Source organism: Allobosea thiooxidans, assembly GCF_900168195.1.
In the GTDB taxonomy this organism is placed as follows: domain Bacteria; phylum Pseudomonadota; class Alphaproteobacteria; order Rhizobiales; family Beijerinckiaceae; genus Allobosea; species Allobosea thiooxidans.
This window is the reverse complement of the sequence record NZ_FUYX01000008.1, coordinates 204,684-224,373: the sequence shown is the minus strand read 5'-3', so window position 1 is coordinate 224,373 and position 19,690 is coordinate 204,684. Positions and strand designations below refer to the sequence as shown.

20 protein-coding genes are annotated in these 19,690 nt (G+C 68.0%); 10 read left to right on the top strand and 10 right to left on the bottom strand.

Annotation, left to right across the window (positions count from 1 at the left end; genetic code table 11):
- Positions 1-4: 4 nt before the first annotated feature.
- From B5Y19_RS16030 to B5Y19_RS16020, 3 genes are read right to left on the bottom strand one after another with little or no spacing between them, the layout of a single operon-like run.
- A complete protein-coding gene (locus B5Y19_RS16030; protein WP_055727811.1) occupies positions 5-847 on the bottom strand; it encodes a carbohydrate ABC transporter permease in 843 nt (280 codons plus the stop codon).
- Positions 847-1,788 (bottom strand): carbohydrate ABC transporter permease, encoded by a 942-nt coding sequence (locus B5Y19_RS16025; protein WP_055727810.1) that lies wholly within the window; start codon positions 1,786-1,788, stop codon positions 847-849. The genes B5Y19_RS16030 and B5Y19_RS16025 overlap by 1 nt, the downstream gene beginning before the upstream one ends.
- Before the next feature lie 31 nt (positions 1,789-1,819).
- The gene (locus tag B5Y19_RS16020) at positions 1,820-3,079 is read right to left on the bottom strand and encodes a sugar ABC transporter substrate-binding protein (RefSeq protein ID WP_055727809.1); all 1,260 of its coding nucleotides are present in this window, start codon (positions 3,077-3,079) and stop codon (positions 1,820-1,822) included.
- A gap of 175 nt (positions 3,080-3,254) precedes the next feature.
- On the opposite strand from B5Y19_RS16020, the gene B5Y19_RS16015 reads away from it, so the two are divergent.
- Positions 3,255-4,520, top strand: a complete 1,266-nt coding sequence (locus B5Y19_RS16015; protein WP_055727808.1) for an ROK family protein — start codon at positions 3,255-3,257, stop codon at positions 4,518-4,520.
- Positions 4,521-4,611: 91 nt separating this feature from the next.
- On the opposite strand, the gene B5Y19_RS16010 is transcribed toward B5Y19_RS16015, so the two are convergent.
- On the bottom strand, positions 4,612-5,007 hold the full coding sequence (locus B5Y19_RS16010) for an OsmC family protein (RefSeq protein ID WP_055727807.1): 396 nt from the start codon (positions 5,005-5,007) through the stop codon (positions 4,612-4,614).
- Between the two features lie 230 nt (positions 5,008-5,237).
- Here B5Y19_RS16010 and B5Y19_RS16005 point away from each other — a divergent pair, with 230 nt between their 5' ends.
- From B5Y19_RS16005 to B5Y19_RS15995, 3 genes are all read left to right on the top strand, one after another.
- A complete protein-coding gene (locus B5Y19_RS16005) occupies positions 5,238-5,879 on the top strand; it encodes a hydrolase (protein ID WP_055727806.1) in 642 nt (213 codons plus the stop codon).
- A 78-nt stretch (positions 5,880-5,957) separates the two neighbouring features.
- Positions 5,958-6,254, top strand: coding sequence for a putative quinol monooxygenase (locus B5Y19_RS16000; RefSeq protein ID WP_055727805.1), 297 nt, complete (start codon positions 5,958-5,960; stop codon positions 6,252-6,254).
- A gap of 131 nt (positions 6,255-6,385) precedes the next feature.
- On the top strand, positions 6,386-6,829 hold the full coding sequence (locus B5Y19_RS15995) for a DoxX family protein (protein WP_055727804.1): 444 nt from the start codon (positions 6,386-6,388) through the stop codon (positions 6,827-6,829).
- A 43-nt stretch (positions 6,830-6,872) separates the two neighbouring features.
- On the opposite strand, the gene B5Y19_RS15990 is transcribed toward B5Y19_RS15995, so the two are convergent.
- The 4 genes from B5Y19_RS15990 to B5Y19_RS15975 all read right to left on the bottom strand — a co-directional run bounded on the left by B5Y19_RS15990 (position 6,873) and on the right by B5Y19_RS15975 (position 10,895).
- On the bottom strand, positions 6,873-7,778 hold the full coding sequence (locus tag B5Y19_RS15990; protein WP_244555611.1) for a LysR family transcriptional regulator: 906 nt from the start codon (positions 7,776-7,778) through the stop codon (positions 6,873-6,875).
- A 171-nt stretch (positions 7,779-7,949) separates the two neighbouring features.
- The gene (locus B5Y19_RS15985) at positions 7,950-9,452 is read right to left on the bottom strand and encodes a tripartite tricarboxylate transporter permease (RefSeq protein ID WP_055727802.1); all 1,503 of its coding nucleotides are present in this window, start codon (positions 9,450-9,452) and stop codon (positions 7,950-7,952) included.
- Positions 9,453-9,878: a tripartite tricarboxylate transporter TctB family protein gene (locus B5Y19_RS15980; protein WP_055727801.1), complete on the bottom strand. Its 426-nt coding sequence runs from the start codon at positions 9,876-9,878 to the stop codon at positions 9,453-9,455. It lies immediately after the preceding gene.
- Between the two features lie 42 nt (positions 9,879-9,920).
- On the bottom strand, positions 9,921-10,895 hold the full coding sequence (locus B5Y19_RS15975; RefSeq protein ID WP_055727800.1) for a Bug family tripartite tricarboxylate transporter substrate binding protein: 975 nt from the start codon (positions 10,893-10,895) through the stop codon (positions 9,921-9,923).
- A gap of 203 nt (positions 10,896-11,098) precedes the next feature.
- On the opposite strand from B5Y19_RS15975, the gene B5Y19_RS15970 reads away from it, so the two are divergent.
- From B5Y19_RS15970 to B5Y19_RS15950, 5 genes are all read left to right on the top strand, one after another.
- On the top strand, positions 11,099-12,550 hold the full coding sequence (locus tag B5Y19_RS15970; protein ID WP_055727799.1) for a bifunctional 2-methylcitrate dehydratase/aconitate hydratase: 1,452 nt from the start codon (positions 11,099-11,101) through the stop codon (positions 12,548-12,550).
- Between the two features lie 6 nt (positions 12,551-12,556).
- Positions 12,557-13,492, top strand: coding sequence for a methylisocitrate lyase (gene prpB, locus B5Y19_RS15965; protein ID WP_055727798.1), 936 nt, complete (start codon positions 12,557-12,559; stop codon positions 13,490-13,492).
- 98 nt (positions 13,493-13,590) lie between these two features.
- Complete coding sequence (locus tag B5Y19_RS15960; RefSeq protein ID WP_055727797.1) at positions 13,591-14,541, top strand: Bug family tripartite tricarboxylate transporter substrate binding protein; 951 nt, start codon at positions 13,591-13,593, stop codon at positions 14,539-14,541.
- 69 nt (positions 14,542-14,610) lie between these two features.
- Positions 14,611-15,102 (top strand): tripartite tricarboxylate transporter TctB family protein, encoded by a 492-nt coding sequence (locus B5Y19_RS15955; protein WP_055727796.1) that lies wholly within the window; start codon positions 14,611-14,613, stop codon positions 15,100-15,102.
- Between the two features lie 4 nt (positions 15,103-15,106).
- Positions 15,107-16,627: a tripartite tricarboxylate transporter permease gene (locus tag B5Y19_RS15950; protein WP_055727795.1), complete on the top strand. Its 1,521-nt coding sequence runs from the start codon at positions 15,107-15,109 to the stop codon at positions 16,625-16,627.
- Here B5Y19_RS15950 and B5Y19_RS15945 read toward each other — a convergent pair.
- Positions 16,616-17,359 (bottom strand): GntR family transcriptional regulator, encoded by a 744-nt coding sequence (locus B5Y19_RS15945; protein ID WP_055727834.1) that lies wholly within the window; start codon positions 17,357-17,359, stop codon positions 16,616-16,618. The two genes, B5Y19_RS15950 and B5Y19_RS15945, sit on opposite strands and share 12 nt — an antisense overlap.
- 329 nt (positions 17,360-17,688) lie before the next feature.
- Here B5Y19_RS15945 and B5Y19_RS15935 point away from each other — a divergent pair, with 329 nt between their 5' ends.
- Positions 17,689-18,012: a hypothetical protein gene (locus tag B5Y19_RS15935; protein WP_055727793.1), complete on the top strand. Its 324-nt coding sequence runs from the start codon at positions 17,689-17,691 to the stop codon at positions 18,010-18,012.
- Positions 18,013-18,024: 12 nt separating this feature from the next.
- On the opposite strand, the gene B5Y19_RS15930 is transcribed toward B5Y19_RS15935, so the two are convergent.
- Positions 18,025-19,557 carry an MltF family protein gene (locus B5Y19_RS15930; protein ID WP_079591695.1) on the bottom strand — a complete coding sequence of 511 codons (1,533 nt, stop codon included), beginning with the start codon at positions 19,555-19,557 and terminating at the stop codon, positions 18,025-18,027.
- Positions 19,558-19,690: the final 133 nt, after the last annotated feature.

The following is a 19,690-nucleotide window of genomic DNA, read 5'->3' as shown; positions in this document are numbered from 1 at the left end:
TGGATCAGCCCTTGAGCCCGGCGAGCACGACGCCGCGCACGATGTAGCGCTGGAGCAGCAGGAAGACGGTGAGCGTCGGCAGGGTCGCGAGCGCGGCACCGGTCATGATCAGCTCCCACTGGACCTGCGATTCCACCGCGAAGCTCGTGAGGCCGACCGGCAGCGTGTAGAGTTCCTTGCTCGTGGTCACGATCAGCGGCCAGATGAAGGCCGTCCAGTTGCTGAGGAAGGTGAAGATCGCGAGCGCCGAGAGCGCCGGCGTAACCAGCGGCAGGGCGATGCGCCAGAAGATCGCGAACTCGTTGAGGCCGTCGATGCGGGCGGCTTCGAGGAAGTCGTTCGGCACGGTCTCGAAGAACTGCTTCATCAGGAAGGTGCCGAAGGCCGTCATCATGCCCGGGAACATGATGCCCCAGTAGCTGTCGAGCCAGCCGAAGTTCTTGGCCATGACGTACCAGGGGATGACCAGCATCTCGGTCGGGATCATCAGCGTCGAGAGGATCGCGATGAAGACGAGGTAGCGGCCGCGGAACTGGAACTTCGCCAGGGTGTAGCCGACGAGGCTGTCGAAGAAGACGTTGGACAGCGTCACCACCGTCGCGATGCCGAAGGAATTCAGGAACCAGCGCAGGAAGCGGCCGTCCGACAGCACGGTGAGGTAATTGTCGAACGTCGGATGGGCCGGAAAGAAGGCGAGATCGTAGATCTCGGAGGAATCCTTCAGCGAGGTCGCGAACATGAAGGCGAGCGGCGTCACCATCAGCAGGCCGCCGCCGAAGAGCAGCAGCCAGGCGATGATGCGGCCGGGCTCGAAACGCAGGGCGAGCGGGGATGCGGCGGCGCTCATCAGCGGTCCCTCAGCAGCCTGAGCTGCAGCAGCGAGACGGCCAGCAGCACGAGGAAGAGCACGACGGTCTGGGCCGCGGCATAGCCCATGTCGAAGGAGGAGAAGGCCGTCTGGTAGATCATCAGCACGAGCGGCTTGGTCGCGTTCAGCGGCCCGCCTGGATCGCTGCTCGTCTGGCTGGTCATGTTGTAGACCTGGTCGAAGATCCGCAGGAAGCCGATCGAGGAGAAGACGACGAGGAAGACGATCGTCGGCTTGAGCAGCGGCAGGGTGATCCGCCGCAGGATCGTTCCGTTCGAGACGCCGTCGATGCGGGCGGCCTCGTAATAGGTCGTCGGGATGGCGCGCAGGCCGGCCATGAAGATCACCACCTGGAAGCCGAGCCCCGCCCAGATCGCGGGCGCCAGAACGGCGGGCAGCGATTGCGTCGTCGAGCGCAGGAAGGGCTGCTGGGCGATGCCGAGCCCGGCGAGAAGGTTGTTGAACAGGCCGATCGGCACCGGCTGGTAGAACCAGCGCCAGACCCAGGCCATCGCCGCTGCGGTCGTCAGGAAGGGCAGGAAGTACAGGGCCCGGATGAAGCCGTGCAGGAAGCGCACGCGGTCGAGATGATAGGCGATGGTGAAGGCGAGCAGCAGGCTGATCGGCGTGCCCAGGAGCAGGTAGAGCGCGGTGTTGCGGAAGACCTGCCAGAACACGGGGTCGGCCATCAGCCGCTTGAAATTGGCGAGCCCGATGAAGGAGGGCTTGGTCAAGAGGTTCCAGTTGGTGGTGGCGATCCAGAACGCTTCCAGCGTCGGATAGAAGCGCACCACCGCATAGAACAGCACCGGCACCGCCAGGAAGGACCAGGCCCAGAGGACCTGCTTCTGGCGCATGCTCAGGCCCGACGAGAGACGGGCGCCGGACTGCGCATCGACACGAGACGAAGAGGCGTTCATCGCGACAATCCGATCCAGCGCCCGATCCGCATCACTTCTTGTAGAAGCGGTCGAGGATGGGCTGCTCGGCCTTGGCAGCCTCGGCCAGCGCGGCCTTGGCGTCCTGGTTCTGCAGCAGCACGCGGTTGATCATGTCGAGCGAGACCTGGCGCTGGGCCATCTCGTCGACGAAGACCGTGGCGTGGGAGTAGCCGAGCGCCTTGAGGAACGGCCCGTAGACCGGGTGGTTCAGGTTCTTCTCGGTCTCGGCCGCTTCCTTGCGCGCCGGCAGCTCGCCGACGGTCTCGAGCCAGAGCTGCATCGCCTCGGGCGTGGTGACGAAGGCGAGGAACTTCTTGGCGGCTTCCAGCTTCTCGCCGGTCGGCTTGGTGGTGATGGCGTTGACCCAGTAGCTGGCGAAATTCGCCTTCTTGCCGTCGGCCGAGGCGGGAAGCTCGGCGACGCCCCATTCGAAAGCCTTGATGCCGCCGAAGGCGCCGAGGCGGAAGGAGCCGTCGATGGTCATCGCGGCGCGGCCGGCGCGGAACGCGGCCTGGCCCTCGTCCATGAAGCCGACCTGGCCGACCTTGTGGACGCGCTGGAGATCGGCATACCAGTTCAGCGACTTGGCGCCGGCCTCGCTGTTGTAGGTCACGGTCTTGTTGTCGTCGCTATAGGGCGCGCCGCCGTTCTGGCGCAGCAGCGTCTCGCGCCACCAATGGTAGTCCTGGCCGGGGAAGTCGAGCGTGATGCCGGCCGAGAGCATGTTGCCGGCGCCGTCGCGCTTGGTCGTCTTCTTGGCCATGTCGAGCAGTTCGTCGACGGTCTTCGGCGGCGTGTTCGGGTCGAGCCCGGCCTCCTGGAAGAGCTTCTTGTTGTAGAACAGCGCAAGCGAGCGCACCGCCGTCGGCAGGGCATAATACTCGCCGTCGCGCTTCATCGCCGAGACGATCGGATAGAAATCCTTCTCGATCGCCGCGGGCGGGAAGGCGTCGCGCGGCAGCGGCTGGATGAACTTGGCGCCGACGAAATTGTCGAGCCAGCCATAGAAGAGCTGCACGACATCCGGGCCCTGGCCGGCCGGCATCGCCGCGGCGATCTTGGTCTGGTAGTCGGCATAGGGGAAGGTCGTCTGCTTGACCTTGATGGTCGGGTTGGCGGCTTCGAAGCGCTTGATCAGCTCGTTCATCGCCTTGACGCGCGCGTCGAAGACATACTGCCAGTATTCGATCTCGACGGTCTGCGCCTTCGCGCCGGCGACCGCGCCGACCGAGACCATCAGACCCAACAGCATTCCGCGAAAGCCGCGCATGACCCTCTCCCCTGTTCTGGCGACGCCCTGCCCCTGCCGTCGCCATCGAGCCCGGCATTGAGGACGTTCGACAATGATCGTCATCCCACCGTCGGCTGCCTGTCAATCGATTAATTCACTTGAGTTGGATTAATTGTCGACGCAGGCTGACTTCCCGCAATCACACCGGCCGTCCATGCCTCATCACCGCCCGCCTCCCTCGCGCAGCGTCGCCGTCGGCACCAATCCGGAGCGGACGCGCAGCCACAATCGCCGCGTCGTCCTGGAGACCGTGCGCCAGCACGGGCTGCTCGGGCGCTCCGATATCGCGGCGCTGACGCGGCTGACCGCCCAGGCGGTATCGAACATCGTCGCGGAGCTGGTGGAGGAAGGCTTCCTGGTGGAACAGGGGCGGCGGCGCACGGCGCGCGGTCAGCCGCCGGTGGAGCTCGCCGTCAACCCCGATGGCGGCATGACCGCCGGGATGGAGATCGCGACCGACCACGTCACGACGGTGCTCGTCGACCTCGCGGGCAGGATCAGGGCGCAGCGCAGCGCATCGCTGGACGATGTGACGATCAAGGGAGTCCAGAGGCTGGCTGCGGCGGAATTGGCGCAGGCACGCGGCGCGGCAGGCCTGCCGAAACGGCTGCTCGGCTGCGGCGTGGTCATGCCTGGCCCCTTCGAGGTCGAGGGCATGAACTCCGTCGGCTCGTCGCCCTTGCCCGGCTGGGCTGGGCAGGATGCCGAGCAGCTTCTCACCGAGGCGCTGGGCACGCCCGTGACGATCGAGAACGACGCCACGGCGGCGGCGGTCGGCGAGCATCTGCATGGGCTGGGGCGCAATCTCAGGCATTTCTGCCAGATCTATTTCGGCACGGGTCTCGGGCTTGGCGTCATCGTCGCCGGCCAGCCCTATCGCGGCGCTTTCGGCAATGCCGGCGAGATCGGCCATATCCCGGTGGTGCGTGGCGGCCTCGCCTGCGCCTGTGGCGGTCAAGGCTGTCTCGAACGCTACGCCTCGGTCCATGCGTTGACCGAGACGCTGCGTGCGGCCGGGATCGCCGACACGGGGCCGGACGAGATCGCGCGCCTGCACGAGCAGGGACACCCTGCCCTCCTCGGCTGGATCGCCGAAGCCGCGGGCCTGCTCGCACCGATTGTCGCGATGCTGGAGAACCTGTTCGACCCCGAGACGGTCATTCTCGGCGGCGGCATGCCCGACGGCGTCATCGATGCGCTGATCTCCGCCATGTCTCCCTTGCCGGTCTCTGTGGCCAACCGGCGGGGCCGCACGATCGCACGCGTGCAGCGCGGCGCGACCGGGCGCCTGACGGCGGCGCTGGGCGCGGCGGCGCTGCCTCTGCTCGACACCATGACGGCGAAGCTCGACCGCGTGGCCGTCGTTCAGGACAGCATGACGGCGGAAGGCGCGGCGCCGTCGCCTGATCCCGCGCCATAGGATTTGCGCGAGCCGCTCGGCATCATGGCCTGGGGTCCCGACCGCTCGTCCGCCGACCAGTTGCTCGGCCGCCTGGGACGATAGCGCGGACCTATTCCTGCGGCCGGAACGTCGTGGTGATCGACAGGCTGCGCTTCAGCGTCTTGGTCACCGGGGTCTTCTCCCAGACGGCCGCGAGACGCTCCTGGGCGTCCTGTGCCTGCGGCTTGCTGAAGAAGACTTCGCGCCGGATCGCCTCCTCCCCGTTCGCATCCCGGAGGAAGCGGGCCTCGACCTCGATCCGACCGAGATCCCAGCCCTTGCGGTCGGCATACATCCGCAGCGTCAGCGAGGTGCAGGCCGCCAGCGCCGAGAGCAGGATCTCGTAGGGCGCGGGCCCGCTGTCGGTGCCGCCCGCGCTGACCGGCTCGTCGGCTTTCAGACCATGCGTTCGGGCACGGATCTCCTGCGCGAGACCGCTGTGGCAAACGAGATGGACGGACGACATCTGAGGCTCCTCGCAACGGCTGCCCGGACTATGGGCCTTTGCCTTCGCGCTGGCGAGGCTTTCGGCCGCCATCCTCGTTCGCCCCCGCAGAACACCGTGTTCGCCGTGAAGGCGCTTCTGCGGCAGTGACCTGATGCTAGGCTTTCCGGGCCCGGCGACGTGCCTTCCGGACACGTCATCGCCGTCCCGGCACCCGGTCAGCGAGCCGCCCCAGCAGCGAGGATGACAACATGACCAGCGAAGCCATTCGCGATCCGCGCAAGGATCATCTCCTCACCCCGCAGAACGCGGCCTTCATCATCATCGACTACCAGCCGGTCCAGGTGAACTCGATCGCCTCGATGGACCGGCAGCTCCTGATCAACAACATCGTCGGCTCGTCCAAGGCCGCCGTCGCCTACGACCTGCCGATCATCCATTCGACGGTGAACGTGAAGACCGGCCTGAACAAGCCGCCGATCCCGCAGGTGCAGAAGGCGCTGAAGGGCATCCCGACCATCGACCGGACCACGATCAACTCCTGGGAAGATATCGAATTCCGCCAGGCGGTCGAGGCGACCGGGCGCAAGAAGCTGATCATGACGGCGCTCTGGACCGAGGCCTGCCTGACCTTCCCGGCGCTCGACGCGCTGGCCGAGGGCTACGAGGTCTATGTCGTCGCCGACGCCGTCGGAGGCACCTCGGTCGCCGCGCACGAGGCCGCGCTGCGCCGGATCGAGCAGGCCGGCGGCAAGATGATCAGCGTGCCGCAGCTGTTCTGCGAATTGCAGCGCGACTGGGCCCGCAAGGACACCGTGCCGGCCTTCATGAACCTGTTCATCGAGACCGGCGGCACGGCCGGCATCCAGTTCTCCTACGATCGCACCGAATAGCGGGGCGAAGCCGCGCGTCGGGGCAGCGTCTTGCTCCCCGGCGGCGCATCCGACGATTCCAATCGGAGGATTTCGACGATGAGTGAACTGGTCCTGGTCGTCGCCTTGCGCGCCAAGCCCGGCAAGGAAGACGCATTGCGCCGCGATCTGGCGGCCGTGGTCGAACCTTCGCGGAAGGAGGACGGCAGCCTGCGCTACGATCTCTTCGTGGATCAGAACGAACCCGGCCGCTTTGTCTTCGTCGAGCACTGGGCTTCGCGCGAGCAGCGCGACAAGCATCACAACGAAGGGCCGCACATCCAGCACTTCCAGGCCCATGGCGCGGGGAATGTCGCGCAGATGGAGTTTGCCTACTTCCTCGACCGCGTCGTCTGACTGCCTGAGATCGCCATTCGCGCCGAACGATTCAGGCCGACGCTTGGACGCCATCGGCCACCGACCTCGGGTGCAACCCTCGGCCGTTCCTGGCCCGAGCGGAACAACCCGCACAGCGAACAGAGCCCGACATGACTGAGAATCCGGACAAGCCACGTTTGCTGCTGCCTTTTCTGGGCCCGCTCTACGCAGCGCTCGAACCGCTCGCCTATCTGTTCTTGCGCCTGACCTCCGGCCTTGTCATGGCCGAGTTCGGCTGGAGGAAGCTGTTCGGCGGCGGCATGGCGCGCGATATCGAGCTCTTCCGGAATCTCGGCCTCGAACCGGCGGTGCCGCTGGCCTATTTCACCAGCGGGCTCGAGCTGGTCGGGGGCATCGCCATCGCCCTAGGGCTGCTGACCCGCCCCCTCGCCTTCATGCTCTTCGTCCAGCTCATGGTCATCCTGGTCATGGTGATGATCCCGCGCGGCACCGGCTATCATCTCACGGTCGTATGGCTGGGATCCTATGCGCTCATGGCCGTCCATGGCGGCGGGCGCCTGTCGCTCGATCGGTGGCTCGGGCGCGAAATGTGAAACGGCGGTTTCCTGCCGTCGCGCCGGCCTGCATCCGCCCCGTTCAGCGGACGAGCCCCTGCTCCCACGGCGCGCCATCGGCCAGGCGCTGGCCGAGATAGTCGACGAGCGCCCGAACGCGGCGGGAGACGTGGCGGGTCGACGGATACACGGCGTAGATCGTGTCGGGCAGAGGCCTCTCGTCCGGCAGGACATGGATGAGCGCCCCGGAGCGGAGCGCGTCGGCCACGATGAACAGAGGCAGGATTGCGAGGCCCAGCCCGGCAATCGCCAGGTCCCGCATCACCTCGCCATTGTTGGTCACGAGGCGGCTATGCGTCGCCACGCCGCGCGGCGCGGCGTCGGAGCCGGGCGAGGCGAACTGCCAAAGCCGGTTGGCATGGGTATTGGCATAGTCGATGCAGGAATGGGCCCTGATCTCCTCGATCGACTGCGGCAGGGTCTTCTCCCGCGCATAGGCCGGGCTGCAGCAGACCACGCGGCGGCTGATGCAGAGCTTGCGCGCGATCAGGGAGGAATCGGGCAGACGGCCGATCCGGACCGCGAGATCATAGTCGCTCGAAACGAGATCCTGAATGCGATCGTCGAGATTGATCGCGAATTCGAGGCCGGGGTGCAGCCGGGCGAAATCCGCGAGGATCGGCCCAAGATGCATCGTCGCGAAGCTCATCGGCGCAGTGATGCGAAGGTGCCCGTTCAACGGGCCGGCATGGTCCGTCACGTTCTCGACGATCTGGTCGATCGCGCCGAAGGCGGGGCGCATCTGTTCATAGAGGGAGCGGCCCCGCTCCGTAGGGGTCACATGGCGTGTCGAGCGTCGCAGCAAGGAGAGCCCGAGCGCATCCTCCAGATCGCTCACGCGCTTGCTGACCACGGATTTCGACAGCTTGAGCTCGGCAGCGGCGGCCGTCACGCCGCCTGCCTCGACCACCTTCAGAAAGGTCAGCATATCCTCGAAGCGCCAAGTCATTGTTCGATGATAGCGAACCGAGTGCGGCGGGCGAAGTGGCATCGACGGCCTATGAAGGCAGCAGGACCAGGCGGCCGGTCTGCGGATCCCTGGCCGTTGGCGAGGCTGCGGCCTCGGAATGTCAGCCCCGCTCGCAGGGCTGCTGCGCCATCACGCTTCATGCACGGCCGGACGGCCCCGCTGCATGACCTGCCGGACGGCCGGGATGCCGATCGCGAGAACGGCCAGCAGCCACAGGACGATGCTCGTCGGCGTGGAGAACAGGATTTCGTAGCCGCCATCCGACAGGGACAAAGCGCGGCGGAAATTGTCCTCGAGCAGGCGGGCCAGAACGAAGGCGAGCATCAGCGGGATCAGCGGAATGCCCGCCTTGCGCATCGCATAGGCCAGAATGCCGATCGCGGTGGTGATGGTGAGCTCGAAAGCCGAATTCGAGACTGCGTAGACCCCGGCATAGGACAAGGCGAGGATGCCGGGATACAGGATCCAGGCCGGCACCAGCAGCAGCCGGGCGAACAGCCCGACCAGCGGCAGGTTGAGCACCAGCAGCATCAGATTGCCGATATACATCGAGGCGATCAGGCCCCAGGCCACTTCCGGCCGCTGGGTGAACAGCAGCGGGCCGGGCGTGATCGAATACATCATGAAGGCGCCGAGCATCACCGCCGTGGTGCCGGAGCCGGGAATGCCGAGCGCCAGCATCGGCACCATCGAGCCGGTCTGCGCCGCGTTGTCGGCCGTCTCCGGCGCCGCGAGGCCCCGCATGTCGCCCTTGCCGAAGCTGCCCTTGTCCGAGACGCGCTTCTCGGCGGTGTAGGCCATCGCCGACGCCACGGAAGCGCCGGTGCCCGGCAGGACGCCGAGGAAGAAGCCGATCCCGGTGGCGCGTAGCATCGCCGGCACGCAGAACAGGATCTCCCTGAAGCTCAGCCCGGCGCCGCCGCCGGTGCGCGAAACCACGCCGGTCACCATGCCCTCCGCGAGGACCAGGATTTCGGCGACCGCGAACAGGCCGATGGTCAGGCTGGTGAAATCGATGCCGCCGAGCAGCTCCATCGAGCCGAAGGTGAAGCGCTCGACCCCGGTGCCCCCGTCGATCCCCACCATCGCCAGCAGCAGGCCGAGCGCGACCGCGATCCAGGTCTTCACCGCCTTGTCCTCGCTCATCGTGCCGAGCAGCGCGAAGGACAGCACCATCAGGGCGACATAGTCGGCCGGGCCGAAGGACAGGGCCAGCCGCGCCAGCGGCACGGCGAGGAAGGTCATCAGGATGACGGCGCTGGTGCCGCCGACGAAGCTGCCGATGCCGCTGATCGCCAGTGCCGCGGCGCCGCGCCCGGACTTGGCGAGCGGATAGCCGTCGAGCGTGGTCATCACCAGCCCGGGATCGCCGGGGATGTTGAGCAGGATCGAGGAGATGCGTCCGCCATAGCCGCTGCCGTAATAGAGCCCGGCGAGCAGGATCAACGCCGTCTCCGGCGGCAGCTTCAGGGCGAAGCACAGCGGCAGCAGCAGCGCCACCGCGTTGATCGGCCCGATGCCGGGCAGCGCGCCGATCGCGGTGCCGAGCGCGACGCCGGCGAAGGCGACGGCGAGGTTCAGCGGCGTCAGCGCGACCTGGAACCCGGTGAGGAGGGCGGCGAAAGCGTCCATCTAGATACCCAGCGGTCCGCGCGGCAGCGGCAGGTCGAGCAGCTTGTCGAGGAGCACGAAGAACACGACGGCCGTCGCCACGGCGGACACGGCCGCTGGCAGCGGCCGGGCATGGAAGGCGAGCGACCCGGCGAAACAGAGCAGCGCGGTCGCCAGGATGAAGCCGAGCGGCAGGAGCAGCAGCGGATAGATCAGGCTCGCGACGAGCACCGCGAGCGCGCGCTGCCAGGTGCCGAATTCGAGCTCGACCTTGCCCGGCCGGGCGGCGAGGATGCCGCCGGCCAGGATCAGGACGGCGCCGATCACCGTCGGGAAGACGCGCGGCCCGACCGGGTCCGCAGCAAAGGGCACATGCAATGTCTGCGCATGCCAGATCGCTCCGGCGCCGAGCAGGATGCTGATCAACCCGACCAGGCGATCGACCATGGTTATGCCCTCCGCTGTCCCTGCCGGGCCGCGCGCGTCACGTCACTTGGCGAGGCCGACCTCGGCCGCCAGCGCGCGGAAATCGGCCGTGCGCTTCCTGGCGAAGGCGTCGAAGGGCTGCCCGACCATGTCGAATTCGAAGAGCCCTTGCTCGGTGCGGGCCTTCTGCCAGCGCGGATCGGCGTTGAGCTTGGAGAGCACGCCCGTCCAGTAGGTGTAGGACGCGTCCGACGCCTTCGGCGGCACATAGAAGCCGCGCACGATCGGCCACTGCACGTCGTAGCCCTGCTCCTTGGCCGTCGGCACCTGCGCGAACGCGCCGGGCAGGCGCTTCTCCGAGAAGGTCGCGAGCAGACGGACCTCGCCGGCCTCGAGCTGGCCGCGCACCTCGGAGGCATCGCCGGGGAAGAGGTCGATATGGCCGCCGATCAGCGCGCCGATCGCCTCGCCGCCGCCCTCATAGGCGAGATAGCGCATCTTGCGCGGATCGACGCCGGCAGCCTTCAGCACGAGCGCCGGCTTCATCCAGTCCTGGCTGCCGACCGTGCCGCCCGCTCCGACCTTCACCGAGGTCGGGTCCTTCTTCAGCGCCTCGACGACCTCGCCGAGCGTCTTGAAGCGGCTGTCCTTGCGCACGGCGAGCACGCCGTAATCCGCGCCGATCGCACCGAGCCAGCGCACGTCGGACTCGCTGAAGCGGCCGAACTTGCCCTGCGCGAGGTTGACCCAGGAGCCGGTCGAGACCGCGACGATGACGTTGGGGTCGCTCGCCCGCTGCGCCTGGATGTTGTTGTAGGCGACCGCGCCGATGCCGCCAGGCATGTTGGTGGTGCGGATCGACGGGCCGACCAGCCCGGTCTCGTTCAGCACGCGGCTGGTCAGCCGGCAGGTCAGGTCGAATCCGCCGCCGGGCGCGGCGGGCGCGATGCATTCCGGATTCTGCGGCTGGAAATCCTGCGCCTGAGCGGCGACGGCCGAAAGCATGATGGCGCCGCAAATGGCGATCGGTAACCTCATGGCGTCCCTCCACACCTGTTGTTCTCGTTGGCGCCCGCCTTTGCGGAGCCGATTGGGCGCAAGCCTGCGCCGCGTCGATATATTGTCGACAATCTGAAGCTAACGATCTCCGACCGCTTGTCAAACTCTATTAGTTTTGTAATTTGTGTCGACAATAAATGGCGACTCCGCATGGTCGTCACGACGCGAGGGACGACCGGCCGATGGCGAGCGACAACAACAACGAAAGGCCGGCCCCCGACGGTGTCCTGGTCGATATCGCCGACTATGTGCTGAACTATCGCGTCGACAGCGCGCTGGCCTATGAGACGGCGCGCAACTGCCTGATCGACACGCTCGGCTGCGGGCTGGAGGCGCTGGAATACCCTGCCTGCACCAAGCTGCTCGGCCCCGTCGTGCCCGGCACGGTCGTGCCGAACGGCGCGCGCGTCCCCGGCACGCCCTACCAGCTCGATCCGATCCAGGCCGCCTTCAACATCGGCACGATGATCCGCTGGCTGGACTTCAACGATTGCTGGCTCGCCGCCGAATGGGGGCATCCTTCAGACAATCTCGGCGGCATCCTCGCGGTGGCCGACTGGCTCTCGCGCAGCGCCGTCGCCGCCGGGCGCCCTGCCCTGACGATGCGCGACGTGTTGACCGCAATGATCAAGGCGCACGAGATCCAGGGCTGCCTGGCGCTGGAGAACGCCTTCAACAAGGTCGGCATCGACCATGTCATCCTGGTCAAGGTCGCCTCGACCGCCGTGGTCGCCGGGATGCTCGGGCTCGATCGCGACGAGATCGTCAACGCGCTGTCGCTCGCCTTCGTCGACGGCCAGGCGCTGCGCACCTATCGGCACGCCCCCAATGCCGGCTCGCGCAAGAGCTGGGCGGCGGGTGATGCCACGAGCCGCGCGGTCCGCCTCGCGCTGATCGCGCGCACCGGCGAGATGGGCTATCCCTCGGCGCTCACCGCCAAGACCTGGGGCTTCTACGACGCCTCGTTCCGCGGCCAGAGCTTCAAGTTCCAGCGCCCCTACGGCTCCTATGTGATGGAGCATGTGCTGTTCAAGATCTCCTACCCGGCCGAGTTCCATTCCCAGACGGCGGTCGAGGCGGCGATGACGCTGCACGGCCAGCTCAAGGCCATGTGCCGCAGCAGCGACGACATCGCCTCGATCAGGATCAGGACGCACGAGGCCTGCATCCGCATCATCGACAAGCGCGGCCCGCTGCACAATCCGGCCGATCGCGACCACACCATCCAGTACATGGTCGCGGTGCCCCTGATCTTCGGCCGGCTCACCGCCGCCGACTACGAGGACGACATCGCCGCCGATCCGCGCATCGATGCGCTGCGCGAGACGATCGAATGCGTCGAGGATCCCGCCTTCACCCGCGACTACCATGACCCCGACAAGCGCTCGATCGCCAACGGCATGACGGTGACGCTGAAGGACGGCACGGTGCTGCCCGAGCTCGTCGTCGAGTATCCGATCGGCCACAAGCGCCGCCGCGCCGACGGCATCCCGCTGCTCGAGGCGAAGTTCCGCACCAACCTCGCCCGCCGCTTCGTCGAGAAGCGCCAGCGCCAGATCCTCTCGGTCTCGCTCGACCAGGCGGCGCTGGAAGCGATGCCGGTCCACGACTACGTCGATCTCTATTGCAGCTGAGTGCCCATGCCCTATCTCGTCGCCTCCGAACTGCCCTCCGAGCCGGCCGGCCGCCGTTTCCGCGCGCTGGTGGAAGGCGGCGGCATCGCCCGCCTCCCCGGCGCGCATAACGGCATGGCCGCGCTGCAGGCGAAGGCCGCGGGCTTCGAAGGCCTCTATCTCTCGGGCGCGGCGATGACCGCCTCGATGGGCATTCCCGATCTCGGCATCATCACCGTCGACGAGGTCGCCTTCTTCATCCGGCAGGTGGCGCGCGCCTCGGGCCTGCCGCTGCTGGTCGACGGCGACACCGGCTATGGCGAGGCGCTCAACGTCATGCACATGGTGCGGGTGTTCGAGGAGGCCGGCGCCGGCGCCGTCCATATCGAGGACCAGCTCCTGCCGAAGAAATGCGGCCATCTCAACGACAAGAAGCTCGCCGACGCGCATGACATGGCCGCGAAGGTCGCCGCAGCCGCCAAGGCCCGCCGGCATCTCTATGTGATCGCCCGTACCGACGCCGCAGCCAGCGAAGGCATCGACGGCGCGGTGGCACGGGCGAAGCTCTATCTCGAGGCCGGCGCCGACGCGATCTTCCCGGAGGCCCTGACCTCGGCCGAGATGTTCCGCGAATTCGCGCGCCGGATGCCGGCCGGCGTGCCGCTGCTGGCCAACATGACCGAGTTCGGCCGCACCCCCTTCTTCACCGCATCCGAATTCGAGGCGATGGGCTACCGCATGGTGATCTGGCCGGTCTCCTCGCTGCGCGTCGCCAACAAGGCCCAGGAGAGGCTTTACGCCGCGCTCGCCCGCGACGGCGGCACGCATGGCATGGTCGAGCAGATGCAGACCCGCATCGAGCTCTATAGGACGATCGGCCTCGCGGATTACGAGGCGCTCGACGCCTCGATCGTCGCGACGGTCGCTCCGGAGGGCATGCCCCAGCGCGAGCGCGGCAGATGACGCAAGCGGGGCGGTCCGCGCCATTCGGCCGCCCCTGTCCCTGAGATGGCAGCAAACGACCAGCCGGAAAGGCGGCGTTGAAAATGGGAGGAAACAGGATGTTGAAGCGGTTGACGATGGCCGGCGTGCTGACGCTGGCGCTGGGCGCGGGCGCGGTTTCGGCCGAGCCCGCCAAGGTGATGATCCCGGCCAATCCGGGCGGCGGCTGGGACGGGGCCGGGCGCCACACCATGGCGGCCTTCGCCCAGTCCAAGGTCTTCACGGACGGGGCGTCCTTCACCAACAAGGGCGGCGCCGCCGGCACCATCGGCCTCGCCGAATTCGTCCGCACCGCGAAGGGCGACGACAACGCCCTGCTGGTGACCGGCGTCATCATGGTCGGCGGCGTCATCACCAACAAGACGCCGGTTTCGCTTGCCGACACCACGCCGCTGCTGCGCCTGACCAACGAGTACAACGCCATCGCCGTGCCGGCGAACTCGCCGATCAAGACGCCGCAGGACTTCGTCGCCGCGCTCAAGGCCGACCCCGGCGCGCTGTCGGTCGGCGGCGGCTCGGCCGGCGGCGCGGATCACGTGATGCTGGCGCTGCTCGCCAAGCATGCCGGCGCCCCGGTGGCAAAGATCAACTTCGTCTCCTTCTCCGGCGGCGAGATCCTCGCGGCGCTCGGCGGCGGCAAGATCAAGGCGGCGATCTCGGGCGCCTCCGAGTTCCGGCAATTCGCGGAATCGGGACGCATTCGGATCATCGCGGTCTCCGGCCCGACCCGCGTCGACGGCATCAACGCCCCGACGCTGAAGGAAGCCGGCATCCCGGTCGAGATCGGCAACTGGCGCGGCTTCGTCGGCGCGCCCGGCATGAGCGACGCCGCCAAGAAGACCTGGCTCGATCGCTTCGCCAAGCTGCACGCAACCCCGGCCTGGAAGGAGACCCTGAAGAGCCAGGGCTGGGAGGACGCCTATCTGCCCGGCGACGCCTTCAACGCCTTCCTGAAGGAAGAGAACGCGAACTGGACGAGCGCGCTCAAGGAAGTCGGCATCCTGAAATAGCGGCATCCGCCGCCGGCACGTGGCCGCGCGCCACGTGCCGCATATGACCGGGACCGGGAGCTGACCGCCATGTCGGGCGCAGAACAGGCAAGAAGGCCGGAGCCGCGGCGCAGGCCCTGGTGGCTGGGGCTCGCGCTCGCCGTGATGGGCGCGCTCTGGCTCAACGGCGCGCGCGGCATCGCCTCGACCACCAACTATATCGGCCTCGGCCCGGCGGCGATCGTGTTGGCGGTCGGGCTGGGCCTGACCATCCTGGGCGTGCTGCTCATGCTGCAGGCCTTGCGCGGCGAATTCGGCACCGTCGACGACGAGGCGGAGGCGCCCCCGTCCCGCCGCGCCTTCCTGTTCGCGCTGGCCGGGGTCGCCGTTCCGCTGCTGACCATGCAGTCGCTTGGCTTTCCCGTGACGGCGATGCTGGCCTTCGCCCTCGTCACCCATGGCTTCGGCTCGCGCCGCACCATCCTCGACCTGGCGATCGGCTTCGTGCTGGGCAGCGCCGCCTGGTTCGGCTTCTCCGGCCTGGGAATCAGCCTCGGCGGCTTCCTGCCGCTGATCGGGTGAGCCGATGGACATCCTGAATCAGCTCATCGGCGGCTTCGCCGTCGCCCTCCAGCCGATCAACCTGTTCTGGGCCTTCGTCGGCTGCGCGCTGGGCACCGCCGTCGGCGTCCTGCCCGGCATCGGCCCGGCCCTGACCATCGCGCTGCTGATGCCGGTGACGGCGCAGGTCAACCCGGCTTCGGCCTTCATCATGTTCGCCGGCATCCTCTACGGCGCGCTCTATGGCGGCTCGACCACCTCGATCCTGCTCAATACGCCGGGCGAGAGCGGCTCGGTGATGACCGCTCTCGAAGGCAACCGCATGGCCCGCACCGGCCGCGGCGCCGCGGCGCTGGCCACCGCCGCGATCGGCTCCTTCGTCGCCGGCACGGTCGGCACGCTCGCCCTCACCTTCCTGGCGCCGGCGATCGCCGAGCTCGCCTTCGTCTTCGGCCCCGAGGACTATTTCGCCCTGATGGTTCTGTCCTTCACCTCGGTCGCGGTGGTGATGGGCCGCTCGCTGCTGCGCGGCTTCGCCTCGCTGTTCTTCGGCCTCGCGCTCGGAACGATCGGCATCGACACGCAGACCGGCCAGACCCGCATGGTCTTCGGCATGCTGGAACTGCTCGACGGCATCTCCTTCACCGTCGTCCTGGTCTCGCTCTTCGCCATCGGCGAGACGCTCTATGTCGCGAGCCGGCACAGCTCGGCGCCCGCGGCCATCAACCCGCTCTCCGGCGGGCACTGGATGACGCGGCAGGATTGGGTCCGCTCCTGGAAGCCCTGGCTGCGCGGCAGCGTCATCGGCTTCCCGATCGGCGCGCTGCCGGCCGGCGGCACCGAGATCCCGACCTTCCTCTCCTATGCGCTCGAACGCAGGCTCTCGAAGCACCCGGAAGAGTTCGGCCAGGGAGCGATCGAAGGCGTCGCCGGCCCCGAGGCTGCCAACAACGCCGCCGCCGCCGGCATCCTGGTGCCGCTGCTCACGCTCGGCCTGCCCTCGACCGCAACCGCGGCGGTCCTGCTCGCCGCCTTCCAGAACTACGGGCTGCAGCCGGGGCCGATGCTGTTCGCCACCAATCCCGATCTGCTCTGGGGCCTGATCGCCTCGCTCTATATCGGCAACCTGATCCTGCTGGTGCTCAACCTGCCGCTGGTCGGCATCTGGGTGCGGCTGCTGCTGATCCCGCGCCAGTACATCTATGGCGGCATCGTCGTGTTCGCGCTGGTCGGGGTCTGGGGGCTCTCGACCTCCTGGGTCGACCTGGCGCTGATGTGCGGCCTCGGCCTCATCGGCTACATCGCCCGCGTCTATGATTTCCCGATCGCGCCCGTGCTGATCGGCCTCATCCTCGGGCCGCAGGCCGAGATCCAGCTGCGGCGCGCCCTCGCCGTCAGCCAGGACGACTGGAGCGTGCTGGTCGGCACGCCGATCTCGGCCTCGCTGCTCGGCATCGCGGCGTTGGTGCTGATCCTGCCGCCCCTGCTGGCATACCGGCGCAGGCGTGCCGAGCTGCGCAGCGCGGAGCCGGTCTCAGCGAACTGACGAACCGCCGCGACGCTTTCCGGGCGTCGCTCCGTCGGCGACCGCGAGCGCCGCCTGCAGGGCGGTGCGGGCCGCGCGGATGTGACGGCGCATCAGGATCTCGGCGAGCTCGCCGTCGCGATGGCTGATCGCCTCGGTGATCCGCAGATGTTCCTGCCAGGCTTCGCGGCCGCGGCCCGGCACGGTCGAATGCAGCCGCCGGCACAACCGCAGCCGCGGATAGAACTGCTCGCAGAGCAGCTCGGCGAGGATGGGGTTGCCGCTGCCCTTGGCGATCTGGCGGTGGAAATCGGCCTCAGGCTCGTCCTGCAGATAGGCGCCGGCCGGATTGCGCTCGATCTCGCCGCGATGCCCCTGGACCAGGGCCTCGAGCGCCGCGATCTCCGCCTCGCTCATGCTCTCGGCCGCCAGCCGGGCCGCCATGCCTTCGGTCGCCTCGCGCACGTCGAGCAGCGCCAGGAATTCGGCGGCGCTCGGCTGCGCGACGCGCGCGCCCTGGTTGGTGACGTAGCTGACCAGCCCGCGTTCCTGCAGCCGGCGGATCGCCTCGCGCACGGGCGCACGGCTGACGCCGTAGCGGCGCGCGATGACCGGCTCGCTCAGCTTCTCGCCCGGCGCGATCTCGCCGGTGACGATCGCGCTGGTCAGCGCGTCGTAGAGCTTGCCGCCGACACCCGACCGGCCAGCCGGCGCCGGATCCGCATGGTCGGTCGTTTCTGGATCGTCCGGCATCTGAATCGCCATCATCCCTTGGCCAAGCGGCCACTATCGGCGGGAAACGTAAAGAGATGCCCGATGCTGGCTGCGGAAGCGCGGGGAATGGCCCGCCTGCCCGCCGCGCGGCAGGAACCCGGCGCCTGCTTCCGGAACACGGCCATTCGCGACATCTCCTGCATTCGGTAGGGGATCATACGGGATTCGGTCAACGACAGGTGCGTCATGGCCGCCTCCGCGACGCTCATCTTGCGCCGCCGGGAGCCCAATCGGCGCGGCCGCCGCTTGCTGCTGGACCTGGAAACGGGAAGCGGTACAGTCCCCGGCGGGGACCATGGATGGGGGGCATGGCGATGCGCCGATGGGCGTTGGCCGGGATCTGCGTTGCGGCGTTCGCCTCGGGCGCCATCGGGGCCGCACCGCAGAAAGGCGAGTTTCTGCAGGACTACATCACCTGTGACCTCTGGATGAAGCGCCAGGCGACGGATCGGGAGATGCACGCCACGATCGGGCGCTGGATGGTCGACGCGCTTCGCCACCATTCTCCTTCGGGGCTGTCCCGCTATACCGACGACGAAATCCTCGACGCCGTGGCTCGCCATTGCCAGGTTCAGCCGACGCATGCGCTGACCGTCGCCGCCTTCCTCGCAGCCCTCCGGCTCCCCGAATAGGCGGGCCGGCGGCTACGGCTTGAGCTCGCATCCGGTCGCGGCTGTTGCCGCTGCGACGGCGACCCCGCCCCCACCCTGCGGCGCGGCCGCCATGGGTGCCTCGCAACGCGTCGCCTGCCGATCCCGCAGCATCCTGTAGGCGATGTAGTACTTGTAGATGTTCGCGACGTAGTCGACCGTTTCGCGTCCCACCGTCGCCGCCGCGGCATGCTCGACATTGTCGAACCAGCGATCCGGATCGAGCCCCATCTGCTTGGCCTTCGCCCGGAATTTCCGCAGGTTTCCGGGCCCGGCATTGTAGGCCGCGAAGGCGAACAGGACGCGCTCGGTATCCGGCAGGTCCGTATCCTTGATGTAGGTCCGGATCAGGTAGCGCAGGTAGATCGCACCGGCCATGATGTTCTTCGCCGCGTCGCTCTCGATGCCGGTGACGCCGACCGCCTTGTCGGCGGCGGTGGCCGGAAGGAGCTGCATGATCCCGACCGCCCCGCGCCTGCTCCGGCGGCTCTGATCGAGCTGCGATTCCTGGAAGCCCTGCGCCGCCAGCATGAGCCAGTCGAAGCCCTGATCCTGCCCGTGCTGGCGAAAGGCGACCTCCAGCAGGTCGAAGCGCTGCCTGGCCTCCTCCGCATGGGCGTTCTTCAGGAGCTTGTCGCTGCTGAAGTAGCGCCGGACGATGTCATTGCCGATCGCCGTGCCCAGGCGATGCTCGGCGACGAATTCCGACAGCACGGCGGCGAGCTGCGGGCTGCCTTTCCGGAACGCCCAGCCGACGGATTGCTGGCTCGCCACGGCGAGATCGGGCCGCGGCGTCAGCTTGGGGAGGATCGCGGACCAGACCTTGGCCTTGTGATCGTCGACCACGGCGAAAGGCAGCAGGCCGGCCTGGACCATGTCGAGGACATCCTCGTCCTCCAGCCGCTCGTCGAGCGCCGTGATCCTGATCGGCTCGCGCCCCTTCGCCGTCAGGGCCGCGCTCAGCGCCTGGAGATGCAGGGCGTAGCTGCTCGAGGCACGGACATGGACCTCGCGCCCGGACAGATCCTCGATCGTCGCCAGGGCCGGGGCAGCGGGACCGGTCACCAGGATCTCCGCGACCTTGTCCGACCATGGCGGGGCGAATGCGACCTGCCTTTCCCGCTCCGGCGTGATCGTCAGATTGGCGGCGGCGATATCGCCGAGGCCCCGTTCGAGCGCCGGCAGGATCTGGTCCCGCCGGGTCGGCACGAAGACCACCTGCATGCGGAATTTCCCGGTGCGGTAGCGCTTGTTGAGCCAGTCCTCGAAGCGCCATCCGAGCTCGGCGGCGACACCCTGCCGGCGGCCGCGATCGATGAAGAACAGGGTCCGGCTATAGGGCACGAGAATGCGGACGATGCGGCGCTCGCGCATCGCTTCGAAATCGCCGAGCCTTGGCTTCACCAGCGGCAGCGCCAGCGCCTCGGGCACTTTGCGCGGGCTGGCCTGCTCCGAAGCCTGCGCAGACACAGGCATGCAGACCGCCACCGCCAGCAGCGCCAGCCGAAGCCGCTTGACGGCCGACATCTTCAAGGAATGACCCGACATCGACGCCGCATTGCCCCCAGCCTGTCGCCGCCGTGATCGAAGCCGATCCGCCGGAGCCGGAGATCGGCTTCACGATCGCATGCGGCACTGCCCGGCGCCCGCATCAACTCAA